This window comes from Paenibacillus sp. MDV22-iso6 (genome assembly GCF_058408365.1).
Window position 1 is genome coordinate 362485 of sequence record NZ_JBZVDZ010000003.1, and the last position, 18791, is coordinate 381275.

General features: G+C 48.6%; 12 protein-coding genes and 1 riboswitch. Of the genes, 6 read left to right on the forward strand and 6 right to left on the reverse strand.

Annotated features, from left to right (window positions below):
* Window positions 1–51 precede the first annotated feature (51 nt).
* Window positions 52–2871, forward strand: coding sequence for a glycoside hydrolase family 3 C-terminal domain-containing protein (locus tag AC4PM4_RS10895; RefSeq protein WP_491613595.1), 2820 nt, complete (start codon window positions 52–54; stop codon window positions 2869–2871).
* A 132-nt stretch (window positions 2872–3003) separates the two neighbouring features.
* On the opposite strand, the gene AC4PM4_RS10900 is transcribed toward AC4PM4_RS10895, so the two are convergent.
* From AC4PM4_RS10900 to AC4PM4_RS10915, 4 genes are all read right to left on the reverse strand, one after another.
* The gene (locus AC4PM4_RS10900) at window positions 3004–3843 is read right to left on the reverse strand and encodes a methyl-accepting chemotaxis protein (protein WP_063567213.1); all 840 of its coding nucleotides are present in this window, start codon (window positions 3841–3843) and stop codon (window positions 3004–3006) included.
* 364 nt (window positions 3844–4207) lie between these two features.
* Window positions 4208–6556, reverse strand: a complete 2349-nt coding sequence (gene metE / locus AC4PM4_RS10905) for a 5-methyltetrahydropteroyltriglutamate--homocysteine S-methyltransferase (RefSeq protein WP_491613596.1) — start codon at window positions 6554–6556, stop codon at window positions 4208–4210.
* Window positions 6557–6776: 220 nt separating this feature from the next.
* Window positions 6777–6974: riboswitch (cobalamin riboswitch) on the reverse strand.
* Window positions 6975–7229: 255 nt separating this feature from the next.
* A complete protein-coding gene (nrdG, locus tag AC4PM4_RS10910; protein ID WP_063567215.1) occupies window positions 7230–7739 on the reverse strand; it encodes an anaerobic ribonucleoside-triphosphate reductase activating protein in 510 nt (169 codons plus the stop codon).
* Window positions 7736–9697 (reverse strand): anaerobic ribonucleoside triphosphate reductase, encoded by a 1962-nt coding sequence (locus tag AC4PM4_RS10915; RefSeq protein WP_491613597.1) that lies wholly within the window; start codon window positions 9695–9697, stop codon window positions 7736–7738. The genes nrdG and AC4PM4_RS10915 overlap by 4 nt, the downstream gene beginning before the upstream one ends.
* A 374-nt stretch (window positions 9698–10071) precedes the next feature.
* Here AC4PM4_RS10915 and AC4PM4_RS10920 point away from each other — a divergent pair, with 374 nt between their 5' ends.
* Window positions 10072–11709, forward strand: a complete 1638-nt coding sequence (locus tag AC4PM4_RS10920) for a hybrid sensor histidine kinase/response regulator (RefSeq protein ID WP_491613598.1) — start codon at window positions 10072–10074, stop codon at window positions 11707–11709.
* A gap of 47 nt (window positions 11710–11756) precedes the next feature.
* Here the strand turns inward: AC4PM4_RS10920 and AC4PM4_RS10925 are convergent, their stop codons facing one another.
* The gene (locus tag AC4PM4_RS10925; RefSeq protein ID WP_491613599.1) at window positions 11757–12770 is read right to left on the reverse strand and encodes a LacI family DNA-binding transcriptional regulator; all 1014 of its coding nucleotides are present in this window, start codon (window positions 12768–12770) and stop codon (window positions 11757–11759) included.
* 300 nt (window positions 12771–13070) lie between these two features.
* Here AC4PM4_RS10925 and AC4PM4_RS10930 point away from each other — a divergent pair, with 300 nt between their 5' ends.
* Window positions 13071–14717, forward strand: a complete 1647-nt coding sequence (locus AC4PM4_RS10930; RefSeq protein ID WP_491613600.1) for a cellulase family glycosylhydrolase — start codon at window positions 13071–13073, stop codon at window positions 14715–14717.
* A gap of 203 nt (window positions 14718–14920) precedes the next feature.
* Window positions 14921–15859, forward strand: coding sequence for an aldo/keto reductase family protein (locus AC4PM4_RS10935; RefSeq protein ID WP_063567219.1), 939 nt, complete (start codon window positions 14921–14923; stop codon window positions 15857–15859).
* Window positions 15860–15991: 132 nt separating this feature from the next.
* Here AC4PM4_RS10935 and AC4PM4_RS10940 read toward each other — a convergent pair whose 3' ends face one another.
* Entirely contained in the window at window positions 15992–17119 is a 1128-nt protein-coding gene (locus AC4PM4_RS10940) for a GGDEF domain-containing protein (RefSeq protein WP_063567220.1), read from the reverse strand.
* 275 nt (window positions 17120–17394) lie between these two features.
* On the opposite strand from AC4PM4_RS10940, the gene AC4PM4_RS10945 reads away from it, so the two are divergent.
* A complete protein-coding gene (locus AC4PM4_RS10945) occupies window positions 17395–17790 on the forward strand; it encodes a Fur family transcriptional regulator (protein ID WP_063567221.1) in 396 nt (131 codons plus the stop codon).
* On the forward strand, window positions 17766–18572 hold the full coding sequence (locus tag AC4PM4_RS10950; RefSeq protein ID WP_063567222.1) for a winged helix-turn-helix transcriptional regulator: 807 nt from the start codon (window positions 17766–17768) through the stop codon (window positions 18570–18572). The genes AC4PM4_RS10945 and AC4PM4_RS10950 overlap by 25 nt, the downstream gene beginning before the upstream one ends.
* Window positions 18573–18791: the final 219 nt, after the last annotated feature.

Genomic DNA, 18791 nt, shown 5'->3' on the forward strand with positions numbered 1-18791 from the left:
TCCGCTATCATTCTAAATAAATCAATGAATTCCCAAAGGAGATTCCATATTATGACCAACCAAACGAAATATCCGTTTCAGGATACAACGATCGAACTGGATACACGTGTAAAGGACCTCGTGTCCCGTCTGTCGGAAGATGAGAAAATCGAATCGATGCTGCAATACCAACCCGCAGTTGAACGACTGGGTATCGCAGCATATAAACACGGTACAGAAGCAGCCCATGGTCTGGCCTGGCTTGGCGAAGCGACTTCCTTCCCGCAGCCAGTAGGGCTGGCGTGTACCTGGGATGCGGACCTGATGAAAGAGATCGGCTCCGTGATCGGAGACGAGGCACGTGTATTTTATAAACGCAATCCAGCAGTAAACGGTCTGACTCTGTGGGCACCTACGGTTGATATGGAGCGTGATCCACGTTGGGGGCGGAACGAAGAAGCTTATGGTGAAGACCCGGAACTGACTGCTGAACTGACAACGGCGCTGGTTAAGGGAATCCAGGGCGACCATCCGAAGTATTACAAGGCGGTTGCTACGTTGAAGCATTTCCTTGCAAACAATAATGAAGTGGATCGTGGCAGTGGTTCATCAAGTATTGATCCGCGCAACATGCGTGAATATTATCTGAAAGCGTTCGAGAAACCGTTCAAAGAGGGCGGCGCACAATCAATGATGACCGCGTACAACTCTATTAATGGTACACCGGCATTGCTGCATCCGTTTGTAAACGAGATTGTGAAGGGCGAATGGGGCATGGATGGCTTCATCGTGAGTGATGCAGGGGATGTCATGGGGATCAAGAACGATCATAAATACTATGATTCTCACACACCAGGAACAGTGGAGTCCGTCAAAGCCGGAATTGACAGTATTACCGATGATGCGGATCTGTCGAAGCAGGCGCTGCGTGAAGGGCTGGAGCAAGGTACACTCACAATGGAAGACATCGATCTGGCGTTGTTCAATACGTTCCGTGTGCGTTTCCGTCTAGGTGAATTTGATCCGGCTGAGGGCAATCCATATGCTTCGATTGGTGAAGAAGCGATGATGACGGAGAAGGCGAAGGCCCTTTCACTGAGAGCAGCGAGAGAACAAGTTGTATTGCTTAAAAATGATCAAGGCACGCTTCCACTGGATAAAACAAAATCCGGCAAAGTGGCCGTGATTGGCCAACTGGGCGGAACAGTCTATCGTGACTGGTATGCAGGCACCATGCCATATAGCGTATCCCCGCTTGAAGCGATCAGTGGCAAAGTAGGCGGCGACAAGGTTGCATTCAAGGATGGCAATGACCGCATTACATTGACTTCAGTGGCAAGCGGTAAGGCTGTCGGATTGGCTGAGGATGAGAAATCATCCATCATTGCTTCAGGGAATGCTGAGACATTTAAAGTGAGTGACTGGGGCTTTGGCAGTTACACGTTGAAGGCAGACAGTAATGGGAAATACCTGACGACGGATGAAGAAACGGTTACGGCATCGGCGGATGAAGTATATGGCTGGTTTGTGAAGGAAGTATTCCATCTGTTGCCACAACAGGACGGAAGCGTGGGGCTGACGACTTGGAACGGTAAAACAGTAACGGCACCCAATAATGGAAACGATGCGTTTGCGGTATCCGAAGAGTTGAAATCTTTCGGTGCTACGGAAACGTTCAAAAAGGATATTGTGGTGAATGGGTTGGAGGAAGCGGTAGCGGCCGCGAAGGAAGCGGAGACAGCGATTGTATTTGTCGGCAACAATCCACTTGTGAATGGTAAAGAAGAGATCGACCGCCCAAGTCTGGACCTGGCTGAATCCCAGCAGCGTCTGGTTGAAGCCGTTTATGCAGCGAATCCAAATACCGTTGTAGTTATCGTGGGAAGTTACCCGTTCACGTCCAACTGGGTGCAGGAGAACATTCCGGCTGTATTGTATACATCCCATGCAGGACAAGAGTTGGGGAACGCTGTGGCTGACGTATTGTATGGCGATTATGCACCAGCAGGCCGCCTGAATATGACGTGGGTGCAATCGGCAGATCAGCTGACCGATATCAGAGACTACGATATCATTCAATCCGGACGTACGTATCAGTATTTTGAAGGTGATGTACTATATCCATTCGGACATGGATTAACGTATGCATCGTTTAAATACAGTAATTTGGAGCTGAACCCGGCCCAAGCTGGAGTCGAAGAGACCATTACTGTGCATGTGGATGTGACGAATACAGGAACGATCGCCAGTGATGAGGTTGTGCAGTTGTATGTGCGTGCCGGGCAGTCCCGTGTTAAACGTCCACTCAAAACGTTAAAAGGTTTCCGTCGTCTTCATATTGAAGCTGGGGCTACAGTGAAAGTCAGCTTCACACTGCCAGTTCAGGAACTGGCGATCTGGGATGTAACCCGTGATCGCTATGTGGTCGAAAGCGGTACCTACTCCATTATGGTGGGCAAATCTTCTGCTGATGTTCAGCTTGTTGCTGACCTGACGGTACAAGGGGAGACTATTCCTTCACGTAATTTGGGTGTGGCTACTCGCGCCGAAAATTACGATGCATACTTCGGTGTGGATCTGGATGAGAGCAAAGAAGGCGGAGCCTCTGTCCGTGTGATTGGTGAACAAGGCTGGATTGCCTTCAAGGATGCAGATCTGGGAAGCAATGCAGCAGCGCTTGAAGCTCGTGTATCATCAGAGCAGGCAGATGCGGTATTGGAAATTCGACTGGGCGCACCTGACGGTACACTGGCAGGACGCGTGGAGCTGGCACAGGGTAAGGCACAGCAGTGGTCCACGGTTAAGGCAGACCTGAAAGGTGTATCAGGTCAACAGGATGTATACCTCATGTTGTCCTCAGGAGTACGTGTCAGCCATTTCGAGATTCATTAAGTCGGATAGAATAACATTAGCAAGATGACCATGACCAAAATGGAATGATAGTAAATGAAAAATCCTCCGAAGAGATTCGGAGGATTTTGTTTGTGCATTTGGTTGAGTGGGTTAGGAGTTTCTTTTTCCTTTTTACTTTCCGTCAAATGTAATCAGTTTGTGCACAAATTGTTTCAATTGTTGGTTCGTTGCATTCAACTGCTCAATCGTGCTCATAAAATTGTTAACCAGTTCCGCTTGCTCCTGAGAACTCGCGGTAATCTCCCCAAGTTCATTCTCCATCCCCTGAATGGATTGGCGGACGGAGAGGAGGGACTCTTCAATACGCGTGGTCGCTTCCTTTGTATCTACGGACAGCTTGCGGATTTCCTTGGCGACGACGCCAAATCCTGCACCTGCTTCACCGACACGAGCAGCTTCGATGGCGGCATTCAGGCCGAGCAGATTCGTTTGTTCCGAGATTTCACGGATGAAGCTGGCGACCTGAGTCACGTTGCCTGATTTCTGTACAGCTTGTTTGGAGTTGTTGCGAATTTCTTCGGTGGTGGCGCTCAGCTCCTCCGAATGTGCAGCTACGTGCTGAACGCTGTCAATCAACTGGTTGGTCAGGTTTTCGGTAGCATTCATGAGCTGCTGCAGCTGATCCTGATCATCCATACTATAGAGCAGGTTGAATATAGCGATGACCTCGCCCTGTTCATTTTTGATCGGAAGGTAGGCGACATCAAACGGCACTCCAAATAACTCCTTCGGGTAATGATCAAATTGTTTGTCCGTACCACCTTTCAGATCGGCAAAATCACGATTAGGCTCGAGCAGTGGATCACCTGCTTTGAACTCTAGTTGTTTTAACGACTCTCCTGCGGAAAAATACAGGAATTTCTCCCGGTCAATAATGGAAAGGGTTACATCTTGGCGAATCGTATCCCGAAAAAAGGGCATACATGCGATTAGTGATTGAATCATATCCATTGGAAAGGTCCATCTCCTCAATTTTCTGATCTGATAAACGATTGTTTTAAATTGTTATTTAATAACTGCCTATATCATATATCGTCATGCAATAAGGAATAAAATAGAGAGAAATGATAATATATGATCCTTTAGAAGAGTTAGCTGCAGTTTCAAATACTTTTAGCTTCTGCATGGTTGTTCCGGGTGTACCGGACGGTAACTGGCAGGACACGTTGAAATGACGCAGGAGTACGTGTCAGCCATTTCGAGATTCGTTAAGTCGGATAAAAAAGACATTGCCAGATAAACAAATAGAATGATAGTAAATGAAAAAAGCCTCCGAAGGAATTCGGAGGCTTTTATTTGCATTCTCAAGCTTTGTTTAGATTGAAGAATCAGCGGTTACCCGTTCTCTTGCTGTACGAGCAGCATCCACCATGATGCTCAATGCATCTACAACTTCCGCTTTACCACGTGTTTTCAGTCCGCAGTCAGGGTTTACCCAGAACAGATCTGCTGGCAGCACTTGAAGTGCACGCTCAATCATATTCAACATCTCGTCCTTGCCTGGAACACGCGGACTGTGGATATCGTATACACCGAGTCCGATGCCTTTGTCATACGTATTCTGCTCGAAGCTGCCTACCAGTTCCCCATGGCTACGGGATGTTTCGATCGAGATCACATCTGCATCCAGGTCGCTGATGGCTTCAATAATATCATCGAACTCGCAGTAGCACATATGGGTATGCACCTGCGTTGTTGGTTTTACGGTAGCAGTAGCTAAACGGAAGGATTCCACGGCCCATTGCAGGTACTCATCCCACTTGCTCCGTTTGAGCGGAAGTCCTTCACGCAGAGCTGGCTCATCGACCTGAATCATCTCAATGCCTGCTTGCTCGAGCGCTTCAACCTCGTCGCGAATGGCGCGAGCAATTTGGTAGGATACTTCACTGCGTGGAATATCCGAGCGGACAAAGGACCAGTTCAGGATCGTTACCGGACCTGTGAGCATGCCTTTCACCGGTTTGCTGGTCAGTGTCTGGGCATAGGCCGTTTCTTTCACCGTCATCGGTTCATTGAACAGTACATCTCCGTAGATTACAGGTGGCTTCACGCAGCGTGAGCCGTAAGATTGTACCCAGCCATTTTTGGTGAAGGCGAATCCGGTCAGCTTCTCACCGAAAAACTCGACCATATCGGTACGTTCGAACTCACCGTGTACCAGCACATCCAGACCAATTTCCTCCTGGATAGTAATCCATTCTTGGATCTGTTCACGTACATAGGCATCATATTGCTCCGCATTCCATTCCCCTTTACGGAAGAGTGCACGTGCTTTGCGCACGTCTGCCGTTTGCGGGAAGCTGCCAATGGTTGTTGTTGGCAGCAGCGGGAGCGACCATTTTTGCTGCTGCAATTCGCGTCGCTCATGGAATGACGCGTTGCGAAGCAGCTGCTCATCAGCATGCACCCCTGCAGGCGCACCACTCAGGCGTGTCCGTGATTCGGACTCGCTCAGCAGGCGCACCGCTTCGGTGCTTGCCTGGGCGCGGCGGCTGGCTTCAGCCAAAGCCGCTGCTTGGTCCGCCTGCTTCGCACCGCCGGACAACAACGTGCCGAGCGTCGCTATTTCCTCCAGCTTCTCGTCGGCAAAGGCCAGGGCATTGCGCAGTACCGGATCAAGCGCGCTCTCCTGAGCGGCAGTAACCGGTACATGCAACAGGCTGCAGGAAGGCTGAATGATCAGCTTGCCTTCGGCTGCGAATTCAGCCACCTGCTCCAGCAGCTTCGCCGTCTCTGCGAGATCGGCACGCCAGATGTTGCGCCCGTCGATGACACCGGCGCCCAACCATTTATCCTGCGGGAAGCCATGCTCCCGCAGGCTGGCGAGGTTGCCTTCATAGCCGTGGACCAGGTCCAGGCCGATTCCGGCAACAGGCAGTGCTGTCACGACCGGATAAGCTTCCACTGATTCGAAGTACGTTTGAAGCAGCAGCTTCAATTCTGGTGCAGCTTGTGCCAAGGAAGTATACACCTGTTGCAGCAAGGCTTCATCTTCGGAAGAGGCAGCCAGCGTCAGAGCAGGCTCGTCGATCTGTACCCACTGTACGCCTTCTGCTTGAAGCTCAGACAGAAGCTGGGCGTATACGGGAACGAGGCGTGTGACGATCTCTGCGAAGCGTTCCGCGTCATAGCCTTTGGCGAAACGTACATACGAGTACGGACCGACTACGACCGGTTTACCTTCCAGCCCAAGCTCTTGCTTCGCTTCGCGATAGGCGGCAAGGGGTTTATTTTCAAGCAATGCAAATGCAGTATCATTATTAATCTCAGGAACGATGTAGTGATAGTTGGTGTTCAGCCACTTGGTCATCTCACAGGCTGTTGCCTGATCATTACCCCGGGCCATGGCGTAATAAGTAGAAACGGATACCGGTCCGCCTGCATGGTTAAAGCGCTCAGGAACGACGCCAAACATCGCAGATACGTCAAGAATATGATCATAGTAGGAGAAGTCGCCCACAGGAATCAGATCGAGCTGCTGTGCCTGCTGTTTCTTCAGATCCTGCAACCGAAGTGTGGTCAGCTCCTGATGAAGCGTAGATTCATCGATTCGGCCAGCCCAGAAGGACTCCAGTGCTTTTTTCCATTCGCGTCCCGCACCGATACGGGGGTAACCAAGGTTGCCTGTCAGTACTTGTGGCTGTTGTTGCTGTGATTGCGACATGTAAAATTCCTCCTCATTTATAATAGGTAAACTCATCAAGTTGAAGCTATTGTGGTGTGTTTCTTTTGAAAGCATCAAAAAAAGGCATTCCTTCCGATTCCATACCCCGAGAAACAGGCATCATGAATGACGACTGTGCACAAAGATAGAATGGGAAAGAACACCTGCTATAAGTAGTTGTAGCGGTTGCTCTAACACCTTCCTATCTTCCGTAGGTCATGCGATGCTGTCGAAACAGGCAGGTCTCCTGGCTTGCGGATCATGGTCATATGCATTCCTTCCCGGTGGTTACACCAGTGGATTATATGCACAGACTCCCCGTATACAGTGGCGGGACCGCGACGGATTTACACCGTGCTTCCCTTTTAAGCCTGACCACGCATGTAGCGCGGTAGGCACCTGTTTCCGTGTGCAGAAATGTGCGTACACATCTCTGGCTATGAAATTGGCGACCAAGCATAGATGATAGATTGTATCATGATGCAATCGTCGTATACTTGCTCTTATGCTACCAATCATAGACGATAACCTAAGGGCTTGCAACATATATCATTAATCCGATCGGAAATAAAATTTGCTCTATGAATCCTAGATATATTGGCAGATTTGACTCCTTAAAATGAACCATATCATCGCCCACGCTGTGCTTGATCCCCCTCAAATAAAAAAATCGTTACCATGCATCTAACTGCATGGTAACGATTGTCCGGCCTGCCATTGTTGCACCCACATTAACGATGCGCTGATTACGACTGCCACGAAAAGGAAGAGACACATCACGTTCAGCTGCGATATAAGGCCCATCGATAATGACGTCGCATAGCTGGGATAACTCCGCCCGTGACGGGTCTGTAATCAATTCCTCATACACAAACCCCGTGTATGCCCATACAGTCAGATCAGGTCGTGCAGCCCGAAGCTGCCGAACCCAGGATGCGCATTCTGCCGCAGAGAAAAAAGGATCACCTCCGCATAACGTTACCCCTTCCAGCAAGGGATGCGAGGTTACCTCATGCAAAATCTGCTGCTGCCGCTCCTCCGTAAAAGGTTCGCCTGCACGGAAGTTCCATGAGCCGGGGCTAAAGCAGCCCGGACAGGCATGACGGCATCCGCTGATGAACAACACGGCACGCAGGCCAGGCCCCTCATTCACCGATTCCGGAATGTATCCATACAGATTCACCGATGTTTCACCCGGTCTCTCACTTCGGCCTGCTTCGCTCCATTGAAGCGCACTTTATAGTCACCGGTCAGATATCCCGTCACCCGGCGCAGCCGCTGGAAATGCACGTGGGTTTCATGAGCCTCACATCCGGGACATACATCTCCAATAACGCCCTCATAACCACAGGACGGACAACGGTCAATCGGATGATTAATGGAGAAATACCCGATGTCCTGGGCCAGCGCGTATTGCACGATTCGTTGGAAAGCGGCGGTATTGGCCCTTACGTTCCCGTCGAGTTCGACATAAGAGATCGCTCCGGCATTACATAGTGAGTGGAAGGGAGCTTCCAATTCAATCTTGCGATAGGCAGGAAGGGAATGATAGACCGGAATGTGAAATGAATTGGTGTAGTATTCCCGGTCGTTGACCCCCGCGATGCTGCCGTATCGCTCACGATCAATCTTGGTGAATTTGCCGGACAGTCCCTCGGCGGGCGTAGCGAACAAGGTGATGTTCAGGTTATGCTGCTCACTCATCCGGTCGCAGAACTCTCTCATCGTACGAATGATATTCAAGGCTTCATGATGTACATGGAGATCTTGTCCATGGTGACGGCCATATAGAGCGGTCATACATTCAGCAAGTCCGATAAAACCAAGGGATAACGTACCATGTTTCAACAGGTCAGCCACTGGTTCATTTGGAGCCAATTGTTCACCGCCTTCCCATACTCCTTCCCGCATCATGAAGTCCGATGCTTTGGCAGGCTGATTCGTCTGAATTCGATACCGGTGCAGCAGTCCATCCGTAGCATTGTGCATGACGGATTCCAGCGCCGTATAGAAGCCAGCCCGGTCAGCGATGGCTCTTGCTCCCTGGCAGATCCCATATCGAATGCCGAGCTTGACCAGATTGATGGTGTTAAAGGACAGATTGCCTTTGCCGCTCTGACGATTGCGTCCGAAGCGATCAGCCAGTGTGCGTGTCCGGCATCCCATCGTCGCAATGATCGTATCGGGATCTTCCGGTTGATAATAGGGAAGGTTGAAGGAAGCATCCACATTGACAAAATTCGGATACATGCGCCGTGAGGAGCAGGTCACAGCAAGCCGGAACAAGTCGTAATTCGGATCTCCCTCAGATTGATTAATTCCTTGCTTGCACTGGAAAATATGTTGTGGGAACACGGGCGTTTCTCCGTTACCCAGTCCCCGAATGGTTGCTTCCAGCAACGACCGGGACACGAGCCGACCTTCGGCTGAAGTGCACAGCCCGTAGTTCAGCGAAGTGAACGGAATCTGTCCCCCAGCACGACTGCTCATGGTGTTCAGATTATGGATCAGAGATTCGGCAGCCTGTTCGGTCTCCAGTTCCGTTTCTTCACAGGCAAAGGCGAAGGCTCGAGGACACTTCTCCTTTGCTTCATCGCTATCCAGATGCAGTTGCTCATCCTCAATTGGGGAAATCTCCCCAAACAGCCGTTGCCCCTTCCGATAATGCTTACGGAACGAACGCTTCACATAAGGTGCGAGATCCCAGTCGATTTTATTGGCGGATACACCGCCGTACTGGCTGTTTTGCTGGGATTGAAAAATAATGGCCACCAGTGCCATGGCAGACATGATTGTCTGTGGTGTACGAACCGAACCGTTGCCGGTATTGAATCCGGAGGCCAGCAGTCGGTCAAACGGAATAAAGATACAGTTGGTCGTCCCAAGGGCATACTGATCCAGATCGTGTACATACAGATCGCCGTTCTCCACAGCTAGAGCGAGCTCCTTAGGCAACACATGACGCAGAGCATGCCACTTGGCGGTCTCCGAACCGAGCCTGCTCATCTTGCCGCTGAACGAGTCTCCGTTCAGATTGGCATTCTCCCTCAGCGTATCGGCATCTTCAGCACCAATAATTCGTCTTCCCAGGTCAGATAGAAGATCAGATGCCGGTGGAGAGGCATACTCAAGCATGTTCATATCAGTTCCTCCTAAATAATGAAATTGAAATTGTATAGGGATAATGTCCATTCATTGAACACTACATGTAGAGTTTCTTTATCCATTTATAAACTATATATTGTTATTTAGGTGTGATAATGATCACATGGGAGAGGCTGATCGACTGTCATGATTTATAGCCCTGAATGATAAATGTTTTCAAAGCTGGAGGGTAAGCGTATAATTTCTATTTACCGTGCAAGTTCAGTTGACGATGCTTGAAAAAAGGATAGAAAACTTCATATATGAATAGTTTGTGACAGCTGTTTTGGAACATTTGATCCCTCGTTAATCGATTGAATCATACTGTGGGATACGGATTTGAAGTGCAGCTAAAACAAGAGGGGTGAATCATGGGAACGTTAGGCATTACAAGGGGCTTCTATGAAAATATACAGGAAGCCGCATCCCATATTGTAGATGTATTAAGCGGTATATTAAAGGTGAACACCATTTTCGTTGCCACGAATGATGGCGTGACGAATGTTATTATGGAAGCTTTTAACCGCGAGGAAGAGTTGATCGCCAAAGGTAGTGAACTTCCATTTGAAGCGTCATATTGCAGCTTGGTCTTAAGAGATAAGGGCAGCAGTCTGATCATCACGGATACATGTGAACATCCCCTTACGAAATCAATGGACGTAACAAGCGGACTGGGCAATCGTTTCTTTGTGGGGATTCCCATTATGCGGAGATCCGGGGAAACGTTCGGCACGATCTGTCTGATGGATGACCCTGATTATGTGATCAGTGAAACGGATATGAAAACACTGCAAGCCATGGCCGTTTTTCTCGGATATGTTGTGGATCTGGAAGATACGCTGCAAGTTCAGGAACAGAAGCTGAGTGATTCGGAGCAACTACAAGAGCAGTTGCAGGCAGAGAAGGAACGTGCGGAGTCTGAGGCAATGACCAAGACGCAGATGCTGTCGCTGATGAGCCACGAAATACGTAATCCGCTGAACGGCATTCTGGGATTAACGGATCTGATGCGTACACCAGATATGTCGGACGAGCAGGCAGAATATGTGAATATGATTGAAACCAGCGGTAACATACTGCTCTCCCTGCTGAATAATATGATGAGTTTTAACGTCAATGACGCAGGCAAAACGGTTGTACACGATGATCCATTTGATCTGGTAGCCACGATTGAGAATACCGTTTATCTCTATGCGGGACTGGCGCTGAGCAAGAACATTGAGCTGGGATTGAACCTTGATCTGAATGTGTCCCAGGTTTTTGTCGGGGATGAGATCAAGATCGGGCAACTATTGGCCCATGTCATTCAGTATGCTCTAGATTCAACACGGACAGGTTCGGTATTGGTTACGGCAACCGTAGCTGGTGGAGATGCAGAGGAGGCAGGTACGCTTCAACTCCATGTGAAGTACACCGGACGTATGTTGTCTTCGGACAATAAGCTTAGATCATTTAACAATTTGGATGGAAATATAAGTACACAGAAGCTGGTAGGAACCAATCTCGGTTTGGCGGTCAGCCAGAATCTTGCCATCCTAATGAACGGCCGTATTCAGGTGCATGGCATGGGAGACAAGGAGACAGAATTCGAGATCTGCCTGCCGCTCCGCAGACATTGGGAACTGCCTCAGCTTGCCAATATTCAGCATCGACTGAAGGGCAAAAAGGTGCTGCTTGCCAAGGACCCTGACATTCTGCAAGGGGCCTCTTCCCTGATGCGCAGATGGGAGATGGATGTGCATATGACCTCAGTTACCACCGAAGCGTACGACTGGATTCAGAAGGGCTTTAAGCCTGATGTGGCCGTTGTGGATATGGGACTGTTGGAGGGTGGTGCTGTGGATTTTGTACACAAGCTGAAGCGCTTGGTTACAGATTCACCGGTCATTGTTCTGATCCCGTATGGCATGCATATCGATCCACATGAAGCGGAAGTCTTCGATGCGGTCCTGACCAAGCCGGTGAAGCAGGCTGATTTGTTGAATGCGTTAAGCATCATTGTGCATTAAGAATATGTGAACATATATTAAACTGGCGCACCTGTTACGGGTGCGCTTTATGTTGTTATTTTGAAGGAAGAGGAAGCTCGAACAAGCAGCTCCGAGTCGACTTTAAATACACGTTTGTCCTGATAGTCATTTGTATTCATCATATCAATCATCTTCTCCATAAGAATGGCCCCCATCGTATACTTGGGCTGGTTCACCGAACTTAGCGTAGGATGAATGTATTTGCTGATTCGATTGTTGTCCACACCTACGATAGCCAATTGCTCAGGGATGCGTATCCCGTATTCCATACATGCTTTGTATACACCTAGCGCCATTTCATCATTAGCCGCATATACAGCGGAGAAGGACAGGCCTTTGTTAAACAGTCTTTTGATGGCCTCGTACCCACCTTCCTCATTGAAGTTCCCATTCTCGATCAGTTCGAGACGGAACGGAATCTGATGATTGCGCAGGGCCTTCAAGTAACCTTCTAGCCGTTCATAGCTGTCAATTGCTTCAGGATAACCGTTTAAGAAAACGATATTTCGATGTCCGGCCTCAACAAGATGCTGAACAACTTCCTGGGAGAATTTCACGTTGTCCGTATATATACACGGGATCTGATCATGTTCGATATATTTGCCAACGATGCCAATGCGATACCCCTTATCCGCAAGCTGGAATAATTCCTCATCCGCCAGCATGGGCGTGATAATGATGACACCGTCAATGGTTCGATCCAGCAGCAAATTAAGATAATCGACTTCTCTCTCTTTCAGGTTATGAGCATCACATATAATGACCTTGTAATGGCGGGCATAGGCGATGTTCTCAATGCCTTTAATAATTTCGGCATAATAGGAGTTGTTAATATCGGGAACGATTACGCCAATTGTCATGGTTCTCTGTGAACGAAGATTCTTGGCTGCTGCGTTGGGGTGATATCCCAATTGCTCGATGGCGCGCATCACCTTATCTTTGGTCTTGGTGCTTACTTTGCTGTGCTGATTAATGACCCGCGATACGGTTGCCGGGGACACACCTGCAATGGCAGCTACATCAATGATTTTGACATCCATATTCTTCACAACTCCAAATAAGTGATTGACAATTAATTCAAATTCATTATAATTCCAATTGAAAACGATTACAAGTTATAACCGATTGAAACAATAATTGGGATAGTGGAGGAATAAAGGGTTTAATATTCAATAAAATGTAATCGATTTCACTAACTCCAGTTGTGATAAATAGCGGACATCCATGGATTGTCCCCCTCGTACACCCGCTGTTTATATAGCATTACCGTTACCTGTCGTGAGTGCTGCATCCTGGTTCAGTCATACCTCAAGATATGACCATTTAAGGGAGGCGTCAACATGTTGAAGAAGAGCACTATTATGCTATTGTGCAGCTGTCTGCTGCTGGGACTGCTGGCTTCGGCCGTAGGTTCACCGAAGGCCAGTGCGGCTTTTGGATCAGGGGATTTCCTGAAGGCTAACGGAACGGTTGTCCGCAATAGTTCGGGTACAGGCAACGTGGTAAATCTGCGTGGAACAAATTTGGGTGGTTGGCTGCTGCAGGAAGAATGGATGACGCCCTCCGGGGCGGTAGATGAATACACGCTGCGTCGCACGTTGACGAATCGTTTTGGGGAATCGGGTGCACAGAGCCTGATCAATGGATATCAGGACAACTGGATTCAGGTTGGTGATCTGGATAACATCAAGAACTGGGGCATGAACGTTGTGCGTGTGCCGATCTATTGGGAGGATTTTATGAACACCAGCGGTGTCATGAAGCCTGATTCGGTTACGTTCCGCAAACTGGATTGGCTGATTGATGAAGCGGGCAAACGGAACCTGTATGTCATTCTCGATCTGCACGGTGCACCGGGAGCCGCCTGTCCATGGCATTCCTGCGGTCAGGAGAATTCCAACCAACTGTGGACTAATTCTACATACCAGAACTGGACTATTCAGATCTGGGAACGGATGGCGACACGTTACAAAGGTAATCCAACTGTTGCCGCGTACGACCTGCTCAATGAACCTCTGGTAACCATGGGAACGGGTGAAAATGCAGCTCAAATCAAGCAAAAGATGGATTTCTATGACCGGATGTACAAAGCCGTCCGTGCCAAGGATGCCGATCACATGATCATCATCGCAGCATTCTTCGACTGGTGGGCAGCTTCACCACCAACGACTTATGGCTGGACGAATGTGATGTATCAGACGCACCATTATCAATTCACGGATTATAACAACTGGGATCTGACCAATTCGGAGATGGATCGCTGGCTGAAGGATATGGCGTCCTATCAGAAGAATTGGAACGTTCCGGTGTTAGCGGGCGAGTTCTCGTTTGGTCAGGATGATCTGACCGAGAAGTGGCTGTCTGGTCTGAATGCACTGAATGCTTCATGGACGAACTGGAGTTATAAGGTCAAAGGCGGCGGAACTTGGGGTTATTACAATAACAACAACAACCCGGCACCGAACCTGAATACGGACAGCGCGGCAACAATTGCTTCCAAATGGAGCAAGTTCACAACGGCGAACTTTGCCTCTAATACTTCGTTCCAGAATGTGGTCAAAAAACATACGGGAACGGCTCCTTTTACAGAGACATGGTCCAGCCTGAAAGCCAATGCCAACGGCACATTTGTTAGCGCAGAGAATGGCGGTGCAGATGCACTGGTAGCCAATCGGGATACTGCCGGACATTGGGAGCGGTTCAAAATCATCCAGAATTCGGATGGTACGGTATCCTTCCTGTCGATGAGCAACATCAAATATGTGCAAGCAGATCTGAATAATGGCGGGCGTTTGATCGCCTCGGCCACGTACCCATCCACATGGGAGAAGTTTACCCGTGAAGATCTGGCTGGGGGATTGGTTGCCTTCAAATCCGTGGCGAACGGTAAATATGTCAGTGCGGATCTGAATAACGGAGGCGTGCTGTCTGCCAATCGTAACGCTGTGGGCGGAGCATGGGAACAATTTATCTTAACAGCTAACTAAGATTAACTAGTACCCATTCATTAAATGTGGTGACTGGGTAATATTTGACGCGTGTCGTGGCTCCGCTCTTTTAGCGGAGCTTTTCATATTCATCCCTATCTATATCCCAAATTCTTCTCCAAAGCCCTTTTAATCCGAGCCGAATACGATACAATAGAAAGGGAACTTCATCATTAATCAATTTAGAGGAGGATGTGCATTCAATGGAATACCGTAGATTAGGTGGAAGCGGACTGAAAGTAAGCGAGATTAGCCTGGGTAGCTGGCTGACATACGGAGGATATGTGGAACGTGAAAACGCGGTGAAATCAATTGAAGCCGCATTCGATGAAGGCATCAACTTTTTCGATACAGCCAATGTGTACGAGCGGGGTGCAGCAGAAGAACTGCTGGGGCAGACGTTGAAAGCGTATTCCCGCGATTCCTATGTCCTTGCAACCAAGGTTTTTGGCAAAATGGGTGACGGTCCAAATGACCAAGGGTTATCACGTAAACATATTAAGGAACAATGCGAAGCCAGCTTGCAACGGCTAGGTGTTGATTATGTAGACATATATTATTGCCATCGCTATCATACCGAAACACCGATTGAAGAGACACTGCGAGCACTTGACGATCTGGTGCGTCAGGGCAAGGTGCTCTACGTAGGTGTTAGTCAATGGACCGCGGCACAGATGGAAGCTGCGCTGGGTACCGCTGACCGCCTGTTGCTGGATCATATCGTGGTGAACCAGCCGGTATACAACATGTTTGACCGTTACATCGAAAGTGAAATCATCCCTTTGGGTGAGCGCAAAGGTATTGGACAAGTCGTCTACTCCCCGCTTGCACAAGGATTGTTGACCGGGAAATACACTTCGGTGTCCGATATTCCCGAGAACAGCCGGGCAGCGAAGCTGGGATGGGATGAAGGGAAAATTAATGCTGACCGGATTGGCAAGGTTCGCCAGTTGATTGAAGTGGCGGACAAGCTGGACTTGAAGGTTGGTCAATTGGCTCTGGCGTGGATTCTGCGTCAAAATAACGTGTCCAGTGCGCTTGTAGGGGCAAGTCGCCCTGAGCAGGTGAAAGAGAACGCTGCCGCTTCCGGTGTGAAGCTGGATGCTGCCATCGTTGAAGAAATCGAACAAATCTTAGCTTAAGGCGAACTCAACCTCACAGGTTGCTTTTTACCCGTACGCGAGTTGATTCGAATGCTGCAAAGTGGTGAGATAAGAAAGGGATGTCCTGCTAGCCTGATAGGCTATGAGGACATCCCTTTTTTTGGTTTGAGATTAGAATGGGCTTTGGCCGACGGAGAGCGACCTGGAACGCAGCGGAATGGCACATACGCGGTTCCTGCCCGTATTCTTGGCTTCATATAATGCACGGTCTGCCTGTTCAAAGAAATCGTTATCATCCCGGTCGTCGCAGTGATCCGGAAAAACTGCGACCCCTATGGAGATGGTCAGTCGGATCGTATTGCCATCAGGCAGCGCAAAATGGTACTTCTCGACCGATTGTCTGATGGACTCGGCAATGGCCATGGCTTGGTGATGACCACAATCGAGCAATAGTATAGCGAATTCCTCGCCTCCGTTTCGAGAGACGATATCCGCTGAGCGGGCATGCTCAATGAGCAATTGTCCGAGTTGTTTCAGGACCGCATCACCTGAAGTATGACCGAAAGTGTCATTTACTTTTTTGAAACGATCGATGTCGATGACCAGCAGGGATAGTTTTTGCTTGTACTCACGAGCCCGTTCCAGTTCCAACTCAAGTGATTTCTCAAATTGTCTGCGATTACTGAGATTGGTAAGATGGTCGGTGGTTGCTTTTCGTTCGAGCAGGAACAACATCTCATTCGATTTATTAATGAATTCTGCGATGAAATAAATAAAGATTCCACCGACAAAAGAAATGGTCATCTGTAAAGGATATACTTTCATTAATGAGTTCATGCTGGTTGTATTCAGCATCAGGATCACAAAGATCAGCGTCATACCCAGCAGGTTCATGGTAATAATTTTGGTTAATCTCGACCAGGGAGCATAGGCAAAATATACACCGGACAGTCCGATGATCGTCATGACGAATGCTGCATCGATGGCAGCGGATGACATTCCAAACATGACAATACGCAGGATGGAAATGACAAGTCCCGAGATGACCGAAGCCAGTCCTCCTAAATATACGGCTGCTGTGACGATAGCCAAATGACGCAAATCCACAATGGTAGTTTCATTTAAAGGAAAGGAATAATTCATCAGTACCGTTCCATAGATCCCGAACAGCAGACCACCGATCATCTGAACACGCATCGAGGGAAAGGGCACGCGGATACGATAGAATTTGGCTATGATTCCGGACACATACATGAACGTGATCATGACACAGAGATTGACGAAAAACGTGCTTAGCAACAAGCATCCCCCCTTTAGCGCACATTACTATATTTTAGCTGAAAAGCAGTATAGTAGCGAACCATATTATCCCAAATGAGAGCAACGGATGCTTAGAAGAGGCTTGGCTATAAGTATTCATGAATAAAATAGTCGGATATTGACTTCATTGTGCAATGAGATTTATACTTAATCTAAATCAAAATTGATTTTGATGTTTCAGGGAATCATAGCAATCAGTAGATTGCTGTGTCATCTTATATACTATTGAATGGGTTAATAAAGGAGAATTGCTGGTGAGAACTCTAAATCTGACGATACAGCGTCAAGCTGTTTACGATGTAGTCCGTCATTCCGAAGACCATCCAACGGCAGCAGAAGTGATGAACCGTCTGGTGGAGCAAGGTTATAATTTGGCTTATGGTACGGTATATAATTCGCTCCGATATTTAACGGATAAAGAGTTGATTCGAGAACTCAAGTTAGGCGAGACGGCCAGTCGTTATGATGCCCGCATGGACGATCATCAACATATTATGTGTGAAGTATGTGGCAAGGTGGATGAAGTCATGACGGAGGTTCCTCCGCAATGGATGAAGCAAGTCGCGGAGGAAACCGGGTATGCGATTGATCACGCTCATGTGGTCTTTGGAGGTGTCTGCGCGGAATGCAGAAACAAACGGGTCAAGTAAAAATCAACCTGTCCGGTCGTCGTTTGCCGCTCCGGGTCAAGCCTGCCCTTGCGGATCCAACTCCCCTTGTGGATAATTGCCCGGTTACGAGACGGGTCATTCTGATTAGTCCTATGCCAGGGCAAGTACATGAGCTGGTTAAGGCACTTACGGATAGCTGCTTCGATGTGCTGGTGTTCCACCGCTGGGAGCCTGATTTGCATGAACGGCTTGTATTTGATCTGTTGATCTATGACCTGTCTGTTGCTGGAACCATTGATGCTTTTGCCGGTATCAGCAGCCGATTGAATCGTGAAGCGGAACATGCAACACCCTGTCTGTATCTGGTGGGGGAGAAGATGATTGGCAGTGCCAGTGGCCCGATGCTTCAGGAGGAATTACTGGTCTGGCCGGCCCGTCCGCAGGAAGCGTTGTATCGTGTGCAACGCATGATCGGCAATAGTCCTGCAGCACCGAAACGCGGATTTCTACCTCAGGAAGGCCAACGCATTGGTTTCAAGGATCTATGGCTGGATCGTGAGCGGATGAGTGTGCACCGGAACAATGACCGCATTCACCTGACCAAGACAGAGTATGATCTGCTGCTGAAGCTGATTGATGCCAAAGGTGCAGTGATTTCCCGTGAGGAGATGCTCAGCGATATTTGGGAGACTGATTTTACGGGTGGAAGCAATGTGGTGGATGTTCATATCAAAAGCTTGCGCAAAAAACTTGGCGATAACGCGGCTTCGCCTCAATATATAGTAACGGTAAGAGGAGTGGGCTACCGCCTGGCGGATTAGTCCGCTTTTTTTTGTGTGGACACATTGCGCTGTTCATGTCACTCGTATGCGGGTATATCCACTAGAGAGAGTAGATCAAGCAATCGGAATGGATCAATGCTCATCTTACTCCAAGTTGATGTTCATATTTCATTCATGAAACGAACAAGAAACTCATCTTAATCTCATACGAACCTCATGCAAGGGGCGAGTGGGACATGTTAGAATCAATTTAACAGT